The 18,423-nt window shown below is 56.1% G+C and carries 13 protein-coding genes, 3 tRNA genes and 2 pseudogenes; 7 read left to right on the plus strand and 11 right to left on the minus strand.

Annotated elements, in window-relative coordinates; genetic code table 11:
* Window positions 1–111 precede the first annotated feature (111 nt).
* From N8H22_RS06035 to N8H22_RS06065, 7 genes and pseudogenes are all read left to right on the plus strand, one after another.
* Window positions 112–1,095, plus strand: a pseudogene (locus N8H22_RS06035) (alkaline phosphatase family protein); the annotation flags it as partial.
* A gap of 77 nt (window positions 1,096–1,172) precedes the next feature.
* Complete coding sequence (locus N8H22_RS06040; protein WP_264589711.1) at window positions 1,173–2,639, plus strand: site-specific integrase; 1,467 nt, start codon at window positions 1,173–1,175, stop codon at window positions 2,637–2,639.
* A complete protein-coding gene (locus N8H22_RS06045) occupies window positions 2,636–4,591 on the plus strand; it encodes a hypothetical protein (RefSeq protein ID WP_264589712.1) in 1,956 nt (651 codons plus the stop codon). The genes N8H22_RS06040 and N8H22_RS06045 overlap by 4 nt, the downstream gene beginning before the upstream one ends.
* Window positions 4,588–6,600 carry a hypothetical protein gene (locus N8H22_RS06050; protein WP_264589713.1) on the plus strand — a complete coding sequence of 671 codons (2,013 nt, stop codon included), beginning with the start codon at window positions 4,588–4,590 and terminating at the stop codon, window positions 6,598–6,600. The genes N8H22_RS06045 and N8H22_RS06050 overlap by 4 nt, the downstream gene beginning before the upstream one ends.
* Window positions 6,597–7,016 carry a hypothetical protein gene (locus tag N8H22_RS06055; protein ID WP_264589714.1) on the plus strand — a complete coding sequence of 140 codons (420 nt, stop codon included), beginning with the start codon at window positions 6,597–6,599 and terminating at the stop codon, window positions 7,014–7,016. The genes N8H22_RS06050 and N8H22_RS06055 overlap by 4 nt, the downstream gene beginning before the upstream one ends.
* 266 nt (window positions 7,017–7,282) lie before the next feature.
* Window positions 7,283–9,049 (plus strand): DUF262 domain-containing HNH endonuclease family protein, encoded by a 1,767-nt coding sequence (locus tag N8H22_RS06060; protein ID WP_264589715.1) that lies wholly within the window; start codon window positions 7,283–7,285, stop codon window positions 9,047–9,049.
* Between the two features lie 310 nt (window positions 9,050–9,359).
* A pseudogene (locus N8H22_RS06065) lies at window positions 9,360–10,307 on the plus strand (alkaline phosphatase family protein); the annotation flags it as partial.
* A gap of 339 nt (window positions 10,308–10,646) precedes the next feature.
* Here the strand turns inward: N8H22_RS06065 and N8H22_RS06070 are convergent.
* The 11 genes from N8H22_RS06070 to arsB all read right to left on the minus strand — a co-directional run bounded on the left by N8H22_RS06070 (window position 10,647) and on the right by arsB (window position 18,411).
* Window positions 10,647–11,024, minus strand: coding sequence for a hypothetical protein (locus N8H22_RS06070; protein WP_264589716.1), 378 nt, complete (start codon window positions 11,022–11,024; stop codon window positions 10,647–10,649).
* Between the two features lie 225 nt (window positions 11,025–11,249).
* Window positions 11,250–11,336 (minus strand) — tRNA-Leu (locus N8H22_RS06075).
* Between the two features lie 274 nt (window positions 11,337–11,610).
* Window positions 11,611–11,684 (minus strand) — tRNA-Cys (locus tag N8H22_RS06080).
* 46 nt (window positions 11,685–11,730) lie between these two features.
* Window positions 11,731–11,806, minus strand: a tRNA-Gly gene (locus N8H22_RS06085).
* Window positions 11,807–11,874: 68 nt separating this feature from the next.
* Window positions 11,875–12,429, minus strand: coding sequence for a CDP-diacylglycerol--glycerol-3-phosphate 3-phosphatidyltransferase (gene pgsA / locus N8H22_RS06090; RefSeq protein WP_264589717.1), 555 nt, complete (start codon window positions 12,427–12,429; stop codon window positions 11,875–11,877).
* Between the two features lie 33 nt (window positions 12,430–12,462).
* Entirely contained in the window at window positions 12,463–14,286 is a 1,824-nt protein-coding gene (gene uvrC, locus N8H22_RS06095; RefSeq protein ID WP_264589718.1) for an excinuclease ABC subunit UvrC, read from the minus strand.
* A complete protein-coding gene (gene uvrY / locus N8H22_RS06100; protein ID WP_264589719.1) occupies window positions 14,286–14,930 on the minus strand; it encodes a UvrY/SirA/GacA family response regulator transcription factor in 645 nt (214 codons plus the stop codon). Before uvrY ends, uvrC begins: the two co-directional genes overlap by 1 nt.
* A gap of 227 nt (window positions 14,931–15,157) precedes the next feature.
* A complete protein-coding gene (locus N8H22_RS06105) occupies window positions 15,158–16,030 on the minus strand; it encodes a cation transporter (RefSeq protein ID WP_346658370.1) in 873 nt (290 codons plus the stop codon).
* 34 nt (window positions 16,031–16,064) lie between these two features.
* Window positions 16,065–16,301, minus strand: a complete 237-nt coding sequence (locus N8H22_RS06110) for a thioredoxin family protein (RefSeq protein ID WP_264589720.1) — start codon at window positions 16,299–16,301, stop codon at window positions 16,065–16,067.
* A gap of 15 nt (window positions 16,302–16,316) precedes the next feature.
* Entirely contained in the window at window positions 16,317–17,321 is a 1,005-nt protein-coding gene (locus N8H22_RS06115; RefSeq protein WP_264589721.1) for a permease, read from the minus strand.
* A 10-nt stretch (window positions 17,322–17,331) separates the two neighbouring features.
* Window positions 17,332–18,411 carry an ACR3 family arsenite efflux transporter gene (arsB, locus tag N8H22_RS06120; RefSeq protein ID WP_264589722.1) on the minus strand — a complete coding sequence of 360 codons (1,080 nt, stop codon included), beginning with the start codon at window positions 18,409–18,411 and terminating at the stop codon, window positions 17,332–17,334.
* Window positions 18,412–18,423 lie beyond the last annotated feature (12 nt).

The raw sequence follows: 18,423 nt of genomic DNA on the forward strand, positions 1-18,423 counted from the left end.
CGTCGAGTCTCGTCATAGCGCTCGCGGTGACGGGCTTGAATGCTTCCTCGCCGCCGCAATCTTCTGCGATTGAAGCACTCTGATAGCTGGCGTTTACCCTTTGAGCATTGCATGAACGAACCCACCTCCTCCCCGAGCCAGGCGCTGCCGCCGGTGCTCGCCGGGCCGCTGTTGCGCCGCGTCGAAACCACCCGGCTGGTGTTCTGGTTGGTCGGCAGCGAAGCGCTGACACTGCGCCTGCACCTGGACGTCGACGGTGAGCCGGAACGCGTGCGAGCCCTCAGCGACGACGAGTGCACGCGAATACAGGTCGGCACGTCGGCGTGGCTGCATCTGATCGAGGTGAAGCTCGACGAGCCACTGCCCCACGACCGGCCGATCCGCTACGACCTGCGCCTGCTCGGCCACGCTGCCGAGCCTGGCATCGCGCAGTGGGCGCCGCATCTGCTGCATGAAGGCGAACGTATGCCGCTGTTCGTGATCCGGCCGCGCTTCGACAACCTGCTGCACGGCTCCTGCCGCAAGCCGCATCACGCCTCCGCTGACGGACTCGTCTGCGTCGATCGCCTGCTCGACGAGGCGCGGCAGACACCGGAGCAATGGCCGGCGGCCTTGCTGATGACCGGCGACCAGATCTACGCCGACGATGTCGCCGGGCCGATGCTGGTGGCGATCCATGCGCTGATTCGCCGTCTCGGACTGTTCGGCGAATGTCTGGAGGGCGCGCTGGTGGCCAACAGTACCGAGCTGCTGGCGCACCCGGCAACCTATTACCGGCGCGAACAGCTGCTGCCGGCGTTCAAGGCCAGCGAGGCGTTGCGCGAGCGCTTCTTCGGCGGAGCGGAAAAGCCGGTGTTCACCACCGCCAATGCCCACAATCACCTGGTGACCCTGTCCGAGGTGCTGGCGATGTACCTGCTGGTGTGGTCGCCGGTGCCCTGGCAGTTGATCGATCCAGCCGCACCGCCGCTCGACGGCGAGCTGGCCCGGCGTTATGCACGTGAAACCGAGCAGATCGATGCGTTCCGCCGCACCTTGCCGCGCGCTGCTCGGGCGTTGGCGCATGTGTCGACGCTGATGATCTTCGATGATAATCCGAATGTAGTTGTGTGAACTCGACAATCCGAATGTAGTAGCATATGGACACATGACACTGCCAAGGATGCTGTCCAATGTCGCGCAACCAGGTCAAGAGCAAAACCGGCCAAGGACGCTATGAGTCCAAAGCCCGTCGCGTACTGATTCCCGAGTTCCGCTTTCAGAACATCGAATTTCTTTCGACTTACCACGACGCTAACCCCAATGGCGTACCTGATTATGTCTTTTCAGGTGGTAAGGACGGTTACTTCCCAAACTTTCCAATTCTGATTCAAGGTGATGGCGCACCTTGGGAAATCGCCAACCTCTATCTAACGACTAAGCTCAGGTCGGAAAGTGGGTATGAGTCCCGAACCTTTCGAGGGATTGCGGATCATCTGCTGGATTATCTGCGCTTTCTTGAAGATGAGGGATTGGATTATTTGCAGTTCCCGCGAAATGATCGCCTCAAAGTGACGTTCCGTTACAAGCAGCGCCTCGTTGAGCAGGTAACAGGCGGTGATCTATCTGCCAGTACAGCCAAGGCGCGTATTAACGCCGTGGTGAACTTCTATCGCGGTATCATGCACTGGAATCTAATTGCGAGGAACCAGATTCAAAATGCTCCGTTTGAGGAAGTCGAGAGATACATCAATGTGACCTCAGAGCATGGCATCCAGAACGCCCTGAAAATCAAGTCTCATAATCTGGCCATTCCGACGCCGAAGAAGCAGCGACAATCAGAATATATCAATGACGGCGGTGATCTGCGTCCTCTCACGGTTGCGGAGCAGGAAAGTGTTCTGAAGGCGTTGCAGGCTTCATCGCGAGAATACCAGTTGATGTTTTATTTTGCGCTCTTTACGGGGGCACGAGTTCAAACTGTAGGCACCCTGCGCGTCAAACACCTCCAAGGCAAGCTGGATGGAGGTGGATATTTAAGGCTGCCCATTGGACACGGTACGCAGATTGATACGAAGCGCGGAAAGCCAATGACGCTGCTTGTGCCAGGCTGGTTGGTTCAAGATATTTTGGTTTACTCGCGCAGCCCGGAAGCGACAAAGCGGCGAGAGCGCTCGTTTTACGGTGACACTGAGGATAACTACGTTTTTCTAAGCAAGAATGGTATTCCGTACTACACGAGCAAAAAAGAGATTTACGACAGGCGTGATGCCAGTGTGAACCGACATGCAGGCATGGCAGATCAGGCGCTGAATGTTTCAATTCAAGATGGTGCAACGCTTCGGCAGCATATTCGTGACATTTTGCTGCCCCGTATTCATCCAAGCAATCCCGATTTTCAGGACTTTACTTTCCACGATCTCCGCGCAACCTTCGGCATGAATTTGCTCGAAAGCCAGTTGCAGCACATGGGCGACCAGCACATTACTGCCGCGTTGGAGTATGTTCGCCAGCGCATGGGGCACGCAGATATAAAAACCACCATGCGGTATTTGCAGTACAAATCTCGCCTGAAATGGAAGAACAGCGTCCAGCATGAGTTTGAGCTTCAGCTATTCGAGCACGTCAACACATCAGCAAATGCGGGCGGGCTTGTATGAGTACTGAGTTTTCCCATCGTCCAGTCGTGATCATTAACGCCAAGGATGCAGATGTCGAGGTCATACATCCTCAACTGGCTGTCTTGATGATTGATAATAAAGTTGCCGGCGGCAAGCGATACTTGGATGTGGGTGCTTTCTGCTATAAATGCCGGGGTAGATCAGGTGCTCACCAAGTTGGTTCCCCCGTTGACCTGTCTTCGCTCGATTATGCGCGAATCCCTGTCGTGCAGGGGCTAATTGAGCATCTGAGGAGAAAAGTCAGTAGCGCGACAACAGCTTCGGAATTTGAGGCGATTTCAAGATTTATTGAATGGATTGATACTCAAGAGCAGCCCTACGCTTTTGATGATTTGGTCTCCATGAAGAAAGCCTATGGCGACTATACGCAGCACCTACTGCATCGGATGAATAGCTCTGGCATCAATGGGCAGTCAATAAAAAGTGGGACTGCTTGGGACTATCAAAGAGCCGCCAGAGGCGTAGTGATACTGGCAACCGGGTTGAGTGAACCCGAGGTTAAAGGAGTCGCCACCCATATTCCTCGCAATGATGGTCAGGCGAGACATGTAAACCTAAAGCTGCCAAATTCCGATGTGCAAGCCCGGACGTTTGCCGTGCTGGTCAACTTCATTGATGAAGCACATCGCCTATTGGTTCAAGGCGGGGCGTTTCCGCTGCACCTCGTTTCGCCAAGCGGGGAGTCGATATATCTGTACTCAGACCACGTGGGTACAGAAAAATCAAAGAACGCGAATTTTAGCCTTTCACTGTTGTTGGCCGCCTCTCCTGCGTTTCCGACCTGGGCCGAGGTTAAATCGAACTTTCTTTTTGTGGGTGATGGCGCATCTACCAAAGTCGAAAACGCGATTTATGGTAGGGCCAGAAAAAGGTATAGCCGTAATAACGACGACATGCGCAGTCATCTAAGACAACGGATTGGCGCTCATGCTGTAACGGCTGGTGCGCTCGCGTTCATCGCAGCAACTTCCTGCAATCTCAGTGTCGCTCAAAACCTTGAAGTCGATACGCTTGAGATTGTCCCCACTTCGCAGGGCAACCGTTTTTCAGGAACCAAGGGGCGGGCGAAAGGTAAGGTCGTTTACCCGGAATTTGGTGTGCGGTTCGCACCTGTATTCAAAAAATACCTGGAGTTGCGGAATTGGATTCTGAACGGCGCCGAAAGTACGCTGGTGTTTCCAATCCCAAGCGCGCAATACGGCTTCGTTGTAGTAGGCAATAACCATATAAAAGCGCTTAAAAGCCTTATTACCAAGGCGCTTCCGAATACGGGCTGGGTGACACCGACCCAATGGCGGAAAAACGTCAGTTACCAATACCTCAGGCTCAGCGGCGGTGACATGGCGCTGGCAGCGGAAAAGTTGGGCAATACCGAAGCGACTCTGCGACAAAGCTATAGCCGCCCAGCCCTGGAAGACTTCGCAGCGGAAATGACGGTTTTCTTCGAGTCGATGCACCAAGCTGCGATTGATCGCACACGCTTCGTAGAGCGCATTCCAGTGCGTATTACGGACGAAAGAAGGCCCGAGGCGGCGACGGGTATAGGGGCGTGCGAAAAAGTGCCGGAAACCGATCCTAAGCGCGCACAGGGCTTTACGGCCCAAGCGCCTACGCCCGCTTGCGGCGCCCCGGAAACGTGCTTGTTCTGTGAGTTCTATGCCGTCCATGCCGACGAGCAAGATATTCGTCGTCTGCTGTCGTTGCGTTATTTGATCCAAGCCATTAAGCACAAACAGCCCGTTGACCATTGGCAAAGTAAATTCGGCCCGAGCCTTCATCGCATTGATGAAGTACTCTCGGCCATGCAGGACGCTGATGGCAGTATAGAGGCAACTATCAATCGCGTGCGTAATGAAGTCGAGTCCGGCGATCTTGATACGTTCTGGTCTATCCACTTCGACACATTGGTCACTGTAGGAGCCGTGTCGTGAGCATTATTGCCAATCTCCAACTCAACCAGTGGCAAGAGCATCAACTGCCAGATCGCTGCGACGGTGCATCGCAGTACCTGCATGTTAACGATGACTTTGTTATCTCCCGCACGACGCAAGGGGTGATTGTTTCCATTTATGGGGATGACGAGTGGAGTATGAAGATGTATGACGCGCAAGGCACCTGTGTCTACAACTTCGTTAGTTGGGCCGTGGGTTCCACCAAACCGCTGGTGACAGTAATTACCGGAGAAATGAAAAAGATTCAACTGGCGCGAATGTATTTGTTTCACAGGCCTCGCAAACCCACCTCTATACGGCTGATTGAGCTTAGAAGGCTGTCCCGTCTAGCGCTTAACAACGATCTGTCCCTGAGTGATCTACTTGATGATGCGAACATCAATCGGGTGCTGCTGCCGAGCTTTGCGGAGCTAGCCGCAAATCAGATGAAATTCATGCTTCAATTACTCAAAGAGCTATTTGATCTACGGGTTAAATACCCTGATTTTAAGTTTGCACCGACCGATTACGCGATTATTGAGCGCATACAGGCGCTCTACGATAAGCATCCCAAGCAAAAAGCAAATGACTCACAGCAAACCAAGCTCATCCCGTCCCGTCTGTACGCGGCGATTATTGCGGCGCTTAACGCAGAGCTGGACGACTTCAACACTAACGCCGATGCCGTAGTCGAACTTTTCAGGCAGCGAAAAGCAAATCCGCGATTTGGACTCCCTGAATGTCACGCTTGCAGTTATAAAGATTCTGTTGCCTGGGAGGGTGCTATTGCACAGTACGGGCTGAGTTCGCGGTTTGAAAGCCGCTCCATTGCGAATTGGCTTGATTTGCTCGCCTATCTTGGCGAGGCTCAATCTGCTGCGAAATACTGGATTCATTTGTTCACTGGAATGCGGGCAAATGAAGCTAGGCACCTGCCTGCCGACGCCTATACGACGATAAAAGCGGGTGGCGCAGATGTTCATATCTTGCGTGGCTATACATCAAAGATCGCGGGCCAAAACCAGACAGAAACATTTTGGATGACTGCCGAGATTATTGAGAAAGGGGTCGTCGCCGCTAGACATATTGGAAAAATCGCCGCGCTTATTAGCGATTATGACGATAGCAATCTGTCTCACTACCCACTATTTCCTTCATTAGGGCCAGGCAAGAGGGCAGAGATTAACTCATTTGCAGGCGCACCTGTCATCAGCCAGGGTGGGCACACGGAAAGTCAGAAGCGACTGCTGGCTCGTTGGCCTGACCTGATTGTTGAAGAGGCGGATATACGCGAACTGGAGCAATTCGACGGTTTTCGTGATTGGCGCAATGATCCTGACGTTAAAGTCGGACAGGTTTGGCCGCTGTTAACTCACCAATGCAGGCGTTCCCTAGCGGTCTACTGTGCGCGCTCAGGTCTGGTTTCCGTTGGCTCGCTGGGTTTGCAATTCAAACACCTGTCGGAAGTGATGACCTCGTATTACCGGAAGGGAAGCGCCTTTGCGGTTAATTTTCTGAATACAGATGACGCTCAGAATATGATTGATGAGATCGAGTACGAGCGTCATAAGGCTCAGTACATCAACTACGAAGTCAATGTTATCAGCACAACGAGTCGTTTGTGGGGCGGTGAAGGCAATCGCATTCAGGTGGCGCGTGATAAAGGCCAGCCACTCATTATCACCACTGATAGAGAAATGACTAAAAAGAAGTTCCTCAAGGGGGAGATAACTTACAAGCTCGGTCCCATTGGTGGCTGTACGAATCTCGAACCTTGCGACAAGATTTCGTTCACCAGTGTCTTTGCATGTATCGACTGCGAGAAATCAATCCTTGATGACGACCGCAGCCTAAAGAATATCCAGCGAGGCCTGAATAATCTGAAACGCGGGCAATCCCTGTTCGCCCCAGAGAATCCGCAGTACAAGCAGCTTGAATCCGAAATCAGCGAGATATACGACAAGCTGGAGAAGCGCGGTATGCGTGAGAAGATGGAGGCAATGGCATGAGTGCAGTTGACAACTATCGCGCCGCATTACAGCGTTTGATTGAAGGAAAGCCGCAAAACGTCCCCAAAGGCTCTGCGATCAACAAAGATACGGTGGCTCTGGAAGCGGGTCGCAAACGCGGCTCGATCAAAAAGAGCCGGGATGAGCACACCGAGCTCATTGCTGAGATAGAAGCCGCTGCAACTGCACAGCAAGATTTACCCAAGCCGTCGGCATCTGAAGAGGCGCAGAAGCAGAAAGCCCTGAAGCAAGCGGCCCAAGAGCAGCTTGGTGATCTGAAGGCAGACTATGAACTTGCACTTCAAAAGATTGTATCGTTGATTCAGGAGAACTACTTGCTCAAGCAACAGATCAGGGAACTCACCGCTGACAAAAAGCACGGTAGTAAGGTTGTGCCAATGGGCAATCTGCATTGAATACTGAGCAAAAAAGAGGCAGCCGGTCTTGTCGGCGCGCTGGACTCAACCGTGCCTTCGGCGCGCTCAAGATCCGCATTTCAAAATACCAAACTGCGCTAAAGTGATCTGTAACCGACGACTCCTATCTACGCTGAAGGGGTATGGTATTCCAGACTTATTCAAGGGAAGATGAAATAGTCCGTTAAAAAATGCCTTGGCATGGCAAAATGCCTTTGTGTGTTGTAGATTCTTCCCATCCTACCTGAGCATAGTGGACTACCCTAATGGAAAACGGACAAAAAAAATTAAAAGAGTTGTTTGATGGTCGCAAAATATTCAACATCCCAGATTACCAGCGAGCTTACGCGTGGGAGACAAACCGACAACTTCCTGACTTCATTGAAGATATTGACAACCAAGCACTAGGTCGAGCCTACTTCTTAGGCACTATCCTGTTTCAAGAAAAATCTGAAAAGCATGCTGGATTTGACCTGATCGATATCGTGGACGGACAGCAAAGAATTACTACAACGATCATATTTATGAAGGTATTGCTGTCCAGCTTGCGCCAACGGTTGAACGACACCCAATATGAAGAGCTCGGCCTAGATCTAGTTGAAGAAACGTACATTTTCAATAAAAACCGTCCAAAACTACAAGCCATCTCACCTGACAATGACTTCTTTTTTAACTACGTCCTAAATGATGGCAATGGCGCCGACCACATTGAAACACCGTCCCAACGCCGACTACTAGAAGCGAAGAAATATTTTCAGGTCAAGTTAGCCGACAGAAGCACCGAAGAACTACTACAATTAAAATGCAAGATAGACGAATACACTAAAGTTTTAACGTACTCAGTAAAAGACGCTGCTGAAGCAACTCTGATTTTTGAAACCACGAACGATCGAGGAAAGAGGCTAACCAACCTTGAGAAAATCAAAAGTTTTTTAATGTACAAAACCTACCTCGCTGCCGCCGAGGACGTCGATCACTACCTAGCAGTAATCCAGCAAAGATTTGCTGACATTTTCAGAGAGTTGGAATTATTTGACGGAAAAATGGATGAAGACTCCATTCTTCGCTTCCACTATGTTGCTTTTGAGGACTGGGCTGATAAGGCTGATTTTCAGCAACCGACGACCTCTATCAGAAGCAAGCTGAACCCGCTTATAGCCAATGGTCGCAAGCAGGAGGCGTTAGCGTTCATTGATCGCTTTAGCAGGGAGCTCAAAGAAAGCTTCCATATTATGCGGCAAATTTCAATGTCTAAGTGCCAATCTTACCGTGACCTTGCATGCCTGGAGCGAATGGAGAGCTTCTATCCTCTAATTTTGAAAGCTTATAAAAGTGACTCTTCGCCTGAAAAAAAGAATTTCACTATCACGTGCCGCTTGTTAGAAATCTTTAGCTTCCGCGTTTTCGCGGTTCAACGAAATAGGTCAAATACAGGGCAGTCGGCACTTTATAAGCTTGCTAGAAATTTCTCAGGCCGATTTGAGCCCCTATTCGACGATCTTTCGTCAATCATAAATGACGCCAGCAGTCGCAAACGCTTTCATGAAACGCTGCAAGATGCTGACCTGTTCAACTGGATATCTAGCCGCGACCTTTGCTATCTGGTATGGAAATATGAAAACCACTTACGGCGCTCCGAACAGCCGATTTGCTCTGAAATGTCAGAATCTGAATTCAAAAGCACTGGCAGCAAAACCCGCCTAACAGTGGAACATATCGCCTCACAGACCAAAAACGGCATCGTTCTTGATAGCTCCATAGTGCCAGACATTGATGCGACCTTCAGAGATCAACACCTACATCGCCTAGGAAATTTAACGTTCGACCCAGCCTCAGCCAATTCTTCAAAAAGCAATGGAGAGATGGATTTCAAATACTCCAAATATTTCTCCAAATCTCCTTATAAAACACAGAATGAATTAGAGTCTTTCATGATTGATGGCAAATGGACGGCAGAATCTATTGACCTGAGACAATCAAAGATCATCGACTTCTGTATTCGCTACTGGAACCCTCAGTACGTCGAATATTAATATCGAAAAATAATTATCTTGTGGGTACCATTCGTACCCACAGCCTTAGCCATGGCCTGCCTAAGGCGTATTAACTTGGACGTAAACGTCATCGGCGCCAAAAGTCCGGTCATTAGTGGTCGTTGCGCCGGTCATTGCCGACTACCGCGAAACTTGATCGGCGTTTCCCACAGGCCCCGTATGGACAAGGGGCGCAGAATGTCCATATATTGGCCGTGTCCATACGGACAACGATAGAAAATATCGGAAAGCCCGAATGCCTTGGGTTTTGGGCCGTATCCATACCTGTGCCGTTAACGACTACTTGCGCCACGACATCACCGACGACTGGAATCTCTCGGCCCGCTGGGAAGAAACGGCCTACGGCCACCCATTTTCGCGCCGCATCATCGGCAACGCGCTGGCGGCCTATCTGCTCTGCCAGGGCTGGGGCAACCAGCCAGACGCGTTCAACCAGGTGCTCGCGCCGCTGCAGCGGCTACTGAATAGCGCGAGCGACGGCGCACTCGACTGCAAGGCCCAGAACGATGCGGTCGATGCCCTGCTCGCCTTCGCCAACTGGGGGTATGTGCTGCCCGGTGAGCCGGCGCTGGTGGTGCTCGACACCCGCACCCGACGCTGGCGCAGCGAGCGCAACCTGAATCGACCCTCGGGTCTGATGGACTGGGAAGCGCTCACTGACTTCCAGCACGCGCTGCTCGATCATCACTCGGTGGTGATCGTCTCCCCGGCACCGATGTTCGGCGTCAAGCTGATCGAGACGGTGCAGCGGGTGTTCAGCTGGCTCGGCCACTCGCTGCTGGTCGATGCGGAAAACTGGATGGCGCATCGCGGTGCGGCGCAGGTGATGCTCAACATCTTTCGCCACACGCGCACACCGGGTAACTACGTGATTCTCTCCGGCGACGTGCATTATTCGTTCGCATACGAAATCCGCATCCGTGGCCGGCGCAGCCGTCCGCAGCTGTGGCAGATCACCAGCAGCGGCGTGAAAAACGAGTTTCCGCGCCGCCTGCTGGATATCTTCGACCGACTGAATCGCTGGCTCTACGCACCGCGCTCGCCGCTGAACTGGCTGACCAAGCGTCGACGGGTGAAGGTGCGCCCCTGGCTGCCCAGCCGTAGCAGCTCCGGCGAACGTCTGTGGAATGGGGCAGGTATCGGCCACCTGCAGCTGGATGCCGATGGACGGCCGTTGCTGGTTGAACAGATCAACGCGGACGGCTCGACGCCGGTGCGGTTCAGGCCGCAGGACTGAGCGCATTCGAGCCAATCGCGTGCCACGCTGGTGCGCTACTGCGTATTTTCAGGGCGTCCGGGTTGTTTGGCGTACGCAACAACAGTCAGGCGCCGCGCGAAGGGCGCGGTGTGCCGAGGAGGCAGCCAATATCACTGGCGCTGGCATTCCTCTTGCCTGTCCTGTCGTCAGGAGGCTACGGCTCAGGGATGAGAAAATGCGCAACGGCCAATCAGGGCAACGGCTCGCATTGCAAGTGGCTAATTCAGGCACTGACGGCCTTTGCTACTGAGACCGGTCGCTGGCCTTGCCGCAGGAGAACGATGGTCGGACTCTTTACCTGACGAAAAAGGCGCAAACCTAGCGCAAGTGCCCGCGCCGTCCAGTGAGCAGCACCGCCCTGCTCCGTTTGCCCTTCATCAGCGTCTTCATTACGTTGCGCTTGGCCTGTTCGGATAGATAGAAGGCATCGGGATCGGGTAGATCGCCTTCCTTCTGGAACTGTCCGTCATGCTCGGCTGGCTCCACGACTTCCACGACGACTGCGCTGGCGGTGTCGTGGATCGCGTCCCAGCCGGTCTCATAACCCTCGACCAGCACCATGCTGTCGGCGGGATAGGTTTGCAGAATCGCTATCAGTTCGGCTGCTGTCATGTTGATGTCGTCGTCGTTATGCGCGAGCAGCGAAGCCCGCGTCAGCGGATCGGTTAGGTTCAGGCGGATGAATCCGGTCGGCATGTCAGCCGGTTCGTGTTGTTCAGCACGCTGACTGTCAGGCTATACAAACCCGAGAGGCAAGACTCAAAGCCGCTAGGCTTGGCGCCATGGCGACGATCATAAGTTCCGCTGGGAATGGCTATTGATAAGGGCTTGGCGAATGCAAGGCATCGCACTTTTTTGGACGCGCAGCAGGCCCAACGGGGTGCGAGGCAAACTGAGACTTTGTAGCACATGCAGCATGATTGGTGCCCGGAGCGGGGGTCGAACCCGCATACCCTTTCGGATGAGGGATTTTAAGTCCCTTGCGTATACCAATTTCGCCATCCGGGCAGAACGCTGCAGTTGGCCGCGAGGGCGGATCGCGGCGGCGCAGGACTATAACCAGCTCCCCAGCTTCGCGCAACCGCGCAGGCGATCCCCACCCTCGGCGAACGGTAAAGCCAAGCAGGCAACCAGCGCGGGGAAGGTTCCCGATCATCAGCTAAGGTAGCTTCGTGCCTATCGGCAACGGAAAGACGTGCATCGCTCCAACATCCATCCGCAACGCACAGGTAAGCGGCCATAAAAAAACCCCGTAAGCGCTAACTTACGGGGTCTTCAACACTGGAGGCCGATGTCGGAATCGAACCGGCGTACACGGATTTGCAATCCGCTGCATAACCACTCTGCCAACCGGCCTCAAAACAATGGCGCCGCATCTACTGCGGCGCCATCTACAACAAATTGGAGCGGGAAACGAGACTCGAACTCGCGACCCCGACCTTGGCAAGGTCGTGCTCTACCAACTGAGCTATTCCCGCGTTGTCTTGGTGACGGGCGCCATTCTATATGATCAGAGCGCGGCGTCAAGCCCTTGATTAAAAAAGTTTTATTTCTTTTCGGCACTTAGGTGAGGCCAGGCCGCATTCAGATAATTGATCATCGACCAGAGTGTCAGCCCGGCCGCAACGATCAACAGTCCGTACCCTACGCCGACCCAGGCCGTCAGCGCAGGTGGGTTGGCCAGCAGAATCACCAACGCCACCATCTGGGCCGCGGTTTTCCACTTGCCCAGGTTGGATACGGCGACCTGCGCGCGCGCCCCGAGCTCGGCCATCCATTCGCGCAATGCCGAAACGACGATTTCTCGCCCGATGATGATCGCCGCAGGCAAGGTCAGCCAGAGGTTGGCGTGCTCGCCGACGAGCAGCACCAGGGCGACTGCGACCATCAGCTTGTCGGCCACTGGGTCGAGAAAGGCGCCGAAGGGCGTGCTCTGCTGCAGGCGTCGGGCGAGATAACCGTCCAGCCAGTCGGTCAGTGCCGCGACCGTGAATACCGCACTGGCAGCCAGATAGCTCCAGTGAAACGGCAGATAGAACAGCAGAATGAAGATGGGGATCAGTAGCACGCGCAGCACGGTGAGCAGATTTGGAATATTCATCGGTACCACTGATCGGCGAAATTGAAGGGGATTCTACTCACTGTGCAGAGCGGCATAAATCGACTCGGCAAGCTTTTTACTGATACCGGGCGCCTTGGCGATCTCATCAAGGGACGCTCGGCAGAGTTCCTGCAGACCACCGAAGTGCTTGAGCAGTTCGCGCCGCCGCTTCGGCCCAATGCCCGCGACATCTTCCAGACTTGAGGTTCGCCGCGCCTTGCCGCGCCGCGCACGGTGCCCGGTAATCGCGAAACGGTGGGCTTCGTCACGCACTTGCTGGATGAGATGCAGTGCCGGCGAGTCGGCCGGCAGGGTGAATTCGTGCGCCGCGTCGTTGAGATACAACGTTTCCAGGCCGGGCTTGCGGGTGACGCCCTTGGCCACGCCGAGCAGGATCAGCTCGGGTACCGCCAGCTCTTCCAACACATCTCGCGCCATGTTGAGCTGGCCCTTGCCACCGTCCACCAAGAGGATGTCGGGCAGCTTGCCCTCGCCTTCGGCCGCCTTTCGAAAACGCCGCGAGAGCGCCTGGTGCATCGCCGCATAATCGTCTCCAGCCGTGACCCCTTCAATGTTGTAGCGGCGGTAGTCCGACTTCAGCGGCCCCTCCGGGCCAAATACCACGCAGGACGCAACGGTGGCCTCGCCACTGGAATGGCTGATATCGAAGCATTCCAGGCGCGCTGGTGGCTCGTCGAGATTGAGCGCTTCGGCCAGCGCTTCGAAACGCGCCGACAGATGTTGTCGATTGGCCAGGCGCGCCGACAACGCCTGCTCGGCATTGGTCAACGCGAGCTGCTGCCAACGTGAGCGCGTGCCGCGCACGCGTTGCACGATGCTCAACTCGACGCCGCGCAGTTCGGCAACTGCACTGATCAGCGTGGGAAAGTCCTCGTGTACCGCGTTTACGATCAGCTCACCCGGCAGGTCGCGCTCGGCTGAGCCGAGGTAGTACTGCTCCAGAAATGCCTGAAGCACATCGCTGACACTTTCCTCGATGGCGACCTGCGGAAAGAAGTTCTTGCTGCCCAGCACCCTGCCCCCGCGGACGCTGATCAGGTGCACACAGGCCCCGCCGGGGCTGACTGCAGCGGCGACGATATCGACGTTGCCGCTGCCGCCCTCCATGCTCTGTTGATCCTGAACGCGGCGCAGAATGCCGATCTGATCGCGGATCTCCGCCGCACGCTCGAATTCAAGATTCATCGCGGCCTTTTCCATATTCCGCGACAGCTCCTCGGCCAGCGCATTGCTGCGCCCCTCGAGAAACATCACCGAATGGCGCACATCTTCGGCGTACTCGGCCGGCTCCACCAGATTCACGCAGGGCGCCTTACAACGCTTTATCTGATACTGCAGACAAGGCCGCGTGCGGTTGCGGAAGTAACTGTCCTCGCACTGCCGGACGAAGAACGCCTTTTGCAGCAGGCTCAGGCTCTCGCGTATCGCGCCGGCACTAGGATACGGGCCGAAGTAACGCCCAGGCTCCTTCTTCGCGCCACGATGGATACTCAGGCGCGGAAACTCACCGGCGGAAAGAAAAACGTACGGATAGGATTTGTCGTCGCGCAACAGGATGTTGTACGGCGGTCGCCACTGCTTGATCAGCGTCTGTTCAAGCAGCAGCGCTTCCGTCTCGTTCGCCGTGATGGTGGTTTCCACCTGGGCGATTCTGGCAACCAGAGCCGCGGTTTTCGGCGCCTGGCCGGTTTTGCGGAAGTAGCTGGAGAGCCGTTTCTTGAGATTTTTTGCCTTGCCGACGTAGAGCAGTTTCTCGTCGGCATCGAACATCCGGTAGACACCCGGATGGCCGCTGCACGCCGCCAGGAAGGCGGAAGAGTCGAATCCGCTGGCCATCAGTTGATGGTGTCGACCATACCGTGCCGCACGGCCAGTAACGCCAACTCGACATCACTGGAAATCGAGAGCTTCTCGAATATCCGGTAACGGTAGGTATTCACCGTTTTTGGCGACAGGCAGAGCTTGTCGGAAATAGCCTGGACCTTCTGGCAATTGGCGATCATCAGGGCGATCTGGATTTCCCGCTCGGACAGCAGGTCGAACGGCGATCCGTTGTTCTGCGGCTGGAAGGACTTCAGCGCCAGCTGCTGGGCGATCTGCGGGCTGATGTAGCGCTGCCCGGCGAAGACCATGCGGATGGCGCGGATCATTTCCTCCAGCGCTGCGCCCTTGGTCAGGTACCCCGCGGCGCCAGCCTGCAGCAGGCGCGTGGGAAACGGGTCCTCTTCGCAGATCGTGACGGCAATGACCTTCAGGTCAGGATGGCTGCGCAGCAGCTTACGAGTGGCCTCCAGGCCGCCGATGCCCGGCATCTTCACATCCATCAGGACGACGTCAGGCTTGAGTTCGCGGGTTTTCTTGATGGCCTCTTCGCCGCAATCCGCCTGCCCGACTACGTACAACCCGTCGATGTCGGCCAGCATACGGGTAATGCCCGTGCGAACCAGATCGTGGTCATCTACCACCAGCACCCTAATCAAGCAGACACCTCGTTAATGCAATTCAAAGCTGGCTGGCTGCGCGCTTCGTGAGAGCGGCGAACTCTACCAAAAAAACGGCCAGCCTCGCCTCCTATGGGGTGACGAAAATGGCCGCAACCCGCACGGCCATCGCGCTGAAACCTCGGTATTGAAGCGGTCCGTGCCGCCCATCAGCGAAAACTTACAATCGCGGCAGTGTAAGCCAATCGCTATCTAGTGCAGACCATTCACGCGCGCAGTGCCAGGATTCTTCGTGCTCCGAGCAGTACCAGCACACCGATCAAGCTACCGATCAGCAGGTCCGGATAACGCGAGCCGGTCCAGGCTACCAGCCCGCCAGCGACAATCACGCCGGCATTGATCAACACGTCATTGGCCGAAAAGATCCAGCTGGCACGCATATGCACCCCGCCCTTCCGGTGCCTGTGGATCAGGGCCAGACAGCTGACGTTGGCCAGCAGCGCCACGCAGGCCACGCCCATCATCGCCATCGACTGCGGTTCGCTGCCAAAGACAAATCGCCGCACCACCTCAGCCAGCAGACCAACTGCGAGCACCAGTTGAAGCAGACCGGCAAGCTTGGCAGCGCGCATCTGCAGGTGTACGCCGCGACCGACGGCATACAGCGCCACACCATAGACGGCGGCATCGGCGAACATGTCCAGCGAATCACCAATGAGGCCGGCAGACTGTGCGAACAGCCCGGCGAGCAGCTCGGCGACGAACATGCCCCCGTTGATGGCCAGCAGTGTCTTGAGGGTCTTCGACTCGTTGGCAGCGGCCACATCGTTCAACGGTTGTTCAGCCGCAGCGCAGGTTTCGAGCAACACTGCACCCAGGCCGAGCTCACTCAGGCGATCGGCAATCGGCCCGACGGCGCCATCATGGGCAACCTGCAGGCGACGACCCGGCAGGTCGAATACCAGGCCGCTGACCTCTGCGCGGCCTTCCAGCGCCAGGCGGATCATCCGTTCTTCGGCCGGGCAATCCATTTTTGGCACCTGAAACAGGCTGACCCAACGACCACTCGGTGCCAATGCAGGCTCGGCCGCCTTTGCCGAACCGTCGCCGCGTCCACACTGTCGATCACAGCCACTCATGGCCATCATCCAAGGAGGCGCTCGTCAACGTCGCTCACTGCCCCTGCACCAATGCGGCAATCTCGTCGGAGCTGAGCACTTTGCCCACAGAGACAACCTTGTCGTCGATCACCAGGGCCGGGGTGGACATCACGCCGTAGCCGGCGATTTCGGCGAAATCGGTCACCTTCACCACCTCGGCCTCGCGTCCCAGCGACGCCAATGCCTGGTGAGTATTGTCGGCCAAGGTCACGCACTTCTTGCAGCCGGAGCCCAGGATCTTGATCAGCATGGCGAATCTCCCATCTCAGATGAACAGGTAAGCAAATGCATTAAACAGGTAGCCGATCAGCATGATGCCCATCAGCACGATGGCAATGAACAGCGCCAGCAGCGGCGCCTTGACCACCTTTTTCAGCATGATCAGCGACGGCAGCGACAGCGCGGTGACCGACATCATGAACGCCAGTACGGTGCCCAGGCCAACGCCCTTGGCCACCAGAGCCTCGGCAATCGGCAGAGTGCCGAAGATGTCGGCGTACATCGGCGCGCCCACCAGCGTGGCCAGCGGCACCGACCACCAGTTGTCCTGGCCGATGACCTTTTCGATCAGACCCGCCGGAATCCAGTTGTGAATGGCAGCGCCGATGCCCACGCCGATCAGGATATACAGCCAAACCTTGCGGATGATCTCTCCCACCTGCTCGCGGGCGTAGGTCAGGCGGTCGCGCAGGGTGAGCTGTTCCTGTGGCAGGTCCAGGACCTTCTGTTGCGTGACGAAGGCCTCGACGTACTGTTCTATCCCAGCCTTGCCAATCAGCGTCCCGCCGATCACTGCCAGCACGATGCCCACTACCACGTAGGCCAGCGCAATCGACCAGTTGAAGATGCTGGCCAGCAGGATCATCGACGCCAGATCGACCAGCGGCGAGGAGATCAGGAACGAGAAGGTCACAGCCAGCGGCAGACCCGAACTGGTGAAGCCGATGAACAGCGGGATCGACGAGCAGGAACAGAACGGCGTGACCGTTCCCAGCAGTGCGCCGGTGAGGTTGGCGCGAAAGCCGCGCATGCGACCGAGAATGCGCCGTGTGCGCTCCGGCGGGAAATAACTCTGGATCCAGGAGATACCGAAGATCAGCGCCGACAGCAGGATGAAGATCTTGATCACGTCATAGATGAAGAAATGCAGGCTGCCGCCGACGCGACTGGCCGTATCCAGGCCTAGCCCCTGCTCAAGCAGCAGACGCACCAGATACGCGAGCCATTCCATGCGCAGCAGCTGATCATTGAGCCAACCGAAGATCGTCATGCGGCCTCCTTCAACGACGCACGAGCGCGCGGTTGTACCAGTCGCGACTGCTCATCACCATGCGCACCAGCCAGAGCATCACCGGCACTTCGATCAGCACACCGACCACCGTGGCCAGGGCGGCGCCGGAGTCGAAGCCATAGAGCACGATGGCCACAGCCACCGCCAGTTCGAAGAAGTTGGAGGCGCCGATCATCGTCGACGGCCCGGCGACGTCGTGGCCCACGCGGAAGCTGCGATTGAGCCAGTAGCCGAGGCCGGCGATGAACAGTGTCTGCAGCAGGATCGGCACCGCCAACATGGCGATGATCAATGGCTGCTCCACGATGGCTTCGCCCTGAAAGGAGAACAGCAACACCAGGGTCGCCAGCAGCGCGATGATGGAGAACGGCGAGATCTTCGCCAGCGCCGCCTGGAAGGCCGCCTCGCCACCCTTGAGCAATCGGGCGCGGATGAACTGGGCAATAGCCAGCGGAATGACGATGTACATCACCACCGACAGCAGCAGAGTGTCCCAAGGCACCGGGATCGACGACACGCCAAGCAGCAGAGCGACGATGGGCGCGAAGGCGAACACCATCACCAGATCATTGAGCGCCACCTGGGTCAGGGTGAAGTTGGCGTTGCCGTTGCACAGATTGCTCCAGACGAAAACCATCGCCGTGCAAGGGGCCGCGCCGAGCAGGATCAGCCCGGCCATGTAGCTGTCGATCTCGTCCGCCGGCAGCCAGCCAGCGAACAGGTGCTTGATGAACAACCAGCCGAACAGGGCCATGCTGAACGGTTTCACCGCCCAGTTGACGAACAGCGTGATGCCCATGCCCGCCTTCTGCTGGCGGACCTCATGTAGCGCGGCGAAGTCGATCTTCATCAGCATGGGGATGATCATCACCCAGATCAGCAGCCCCACCGGAATGTTGACCTGGGCAATCTCCAGCGCACCGACTGCCTGCGCAGCCGACGGCAGAGTCAGCCCCAGCACTGTGCCGGCGACAATACAGAGCAACACCCACAGCGTCAGATAGCGCTCGAAGAAGCCGAGCGGTGTACCGGAGGCCTTCTTTGCCGCCACCTCACAGGGACTGGACATCAGTATTTCCTT

Origin of the sequence: Stutzerimonas sp. S1, assembly GCF_025966695.1 — a bacterium.
Taxonomy (GTDB): domain Bacteria; phylum Pseudomonadota; class Gammaproteobacteria; order Pseudomonadales; family Pseudomonadaceae; genus Stutzerimonas.

What these genes read in the sequence shown, in the direction of transcription:
- N8H22_RS06055 (WP_264589714.1), top strand. Translation starts at nt 6,597, where the DNA reads ATGAGTGCAGTTGACAACTATCGCGCCGCATTACAGCGTTTGATTGAA.
- N8H22_RS06115 (WP_264589721.1), bottom strand. Translation starts at nt 17,321, where the DNA reads ATGACGATCTTCGGTTGGCTCAATGATCAGCTGCTGCGCATGGAATGG.
- N8H22_RS06045 (WP_264589712.1), top strand. Translation starts at nt 2,636, where the DNA reads ATGAGTACTGAGTTTTCCCATCGTCCAGTCGTGATCATTAACGCCAAG.
- pgsA (WP_264589717.1), bottom strand. Translation starts at nt 12,429, where the DNA reads ATGAATATTCCAAATCTGCTCACCGTGCTGCGCGTGCTACTGATCCCC.
- N8H22_RS06110 (WP_264589720.1), bottom strand. Translation starts at nt 16,301, where the DNA reads ATGCTGATCAAGATCCTGGGCTCCGGCTGCAAGAAGTGCGTGACCTTG.
- N8H22_RS06040 (WP_264589711.1), top strand. Translation starts at nt 1,173, where the DNA reads ATGTCGCGCAACCAGGTCAAGAGCAAAACCGGCCAAGGACGCTATGAG.
- uvrC (WP_264589718.1), bottom strand. Translation starts at nt 14,286, where the DNA reads ATGGCCAGCGGATTCGACTCTTCCGCCTTCCTGGCGGCGTGCAGCGGC.
- N8H22_RS06070 (WP_264589716.1), bottom strand. Translation starts at nt 11,024, where the DNA reads ATGCCGACCGGATTCATCCGCCTGAACCTAACCGATCCGCTGACGCGG.
- arsB (WP_264589722.1), bottom strand. Translation starts at nt 18,411, where the DNA reads ATGTCCAGTCCCTGTGAGGTGGCGGCAAAGAAGGCCTCCGGTACACCG.
- N8H22_RS06105 (WP_346658370.1), bottom strand. Translation starts at nt 16,030, where the DNA reads ATGAGTGGCTGTGATCGACAGTGTGGACGCGGCGACGGTTCGGCAAAG.
- N8H22_RS06060 (WP_264589715.1), top strand. Translation starts at nt 7,283, where the DNA reads ATGGAAAACGGACAAAAAAAATTAAAAGAGTTGTTTGATGGTCGCAAA.